The 1,249-nt window shown below is 46.2% G+C and carries 1 protein-coding gene; it reads right to left on the bottom strand.

Annotation, left to right across the window (positions count from 1 at the left end):
• Positions 1–206: 206 nt before the first annotated feature.
• The gene (gene galU / locus AC1DUO_RS25155; protein ID WP_477989410.1) at positions 207–1,094 is read right to left on the bottom strand and encodes a UTP--glucose-1-phosphate uridylyltransferase GalU; all 888 of its coding nucleotides are present in this window, start codon (positions 1,092–1,094) and stop codon (positions 207–209) included.
• Between the last annotated feature and the right edge of the window lie 155 nt (positions 1,095–1,249).

Here is a 1,249-nt window from a genome sequence, read left to right as displayed (position 1 = left end):
CCAATGATGTCAAACTCATTGTATGAGAGACCGTATCTTTTTGAAAATTCATTGCGGCCTTGGGCATTACGAATGGGTTAATATAAAGGGCCAGTTATGAGTACTACAGCGGATTAGTCTCACTTTCGTTTGTTGAGATAGGTTTTGAGGTTTGCTTTAACAAAAAAAAAGCACCGATTTATTCGGTGCTTTTATCAGCCTGTTGGCTATTCTTCAGCAAACTCTTTCAACCATGCCTTGAACGCTTCGCCCTGCGTGTTATGGCGAATACCATACTCAACAAACGCCTTCATATAACCGAGCTTATCACCACAGTCATGTGAACGGCCAGTCATGGAAAAGGCTTCAACAGTATGTTTTTYCATCAGCATGGCAATGGCATCAGTCAGCTGAATTTCATTACCTGCACCATACGGTGTCACTGCCAGCAGTGGCCAGATAGCTTCGGACAGAACATAACGGCCGACAACCGCGAGGTTTGATGGCGCGTCCTTCAGTTCCGGCTTTTCAACGATAGCCGTCATTGGCGCGCTTTCGCCCGGCTCAACTTCTACGCCGTTGCAGTTAACAATACCGTACTTGGAAACGTCTTTCTCCGGCACTTCTTCAACCATGACCTGGCTGTTGCCAGTTTCCTGGAAGCGACGAAGCATGGCAGCAAGGTTATCTTTACGCAGATCGCTGGTGGAATCATCCATCAAAACGTCTGGCAGAATAACCGCGAAAGGAGAATTACCAATCAGAGGTTTTGCACACAGAACCGCATGCCCAAGGCCTTTTGATTGCCCCTGACGTACGTTCATGATGGTCACGCCTTTCGGGCAGATAGACTGCACTTCTTCCAGCAGCTGACGTTTCACACGGGATTCAAGCATACTTTCCAGCTCGAAAGAGGTATCGAAGTGGTTTTCGATCGCGTTTTTCGATGAGTGCGTGACCAGAATGATTTCTTTGATGCCCGCCGCAGCACATTCATTAACGATGTACTGGATCAAAGGCTTATCGACGATAGGCAGCATTTCTTTTGGAATGGCTTTCGTCGCTGGCAACATACGTGTGCCCAGACCGGCAACAGGGATAACAGCTTTTAACATTGTAAAGGATACTCCTTGAAACCTATGGTGTGTAAATTCAGTCAGTTACCATCCAAACGCGTCAGGGATTTCGCTGAACTGAAATTGTAAAATTGATTTAAATTCCCAATCCGATAGTTCTTCCATGAGTATAGTCTCTGTGATTTGGTTTAGGG

It is taken from the genome of Rahnella sp. P4_A8, from assembly GCF_056402435.1.
The sequence above is the reverse complement of the archived record's forward strand: the minus strand, read 5'-3'. Positions and strand labels throughout refer to the sequence as shown.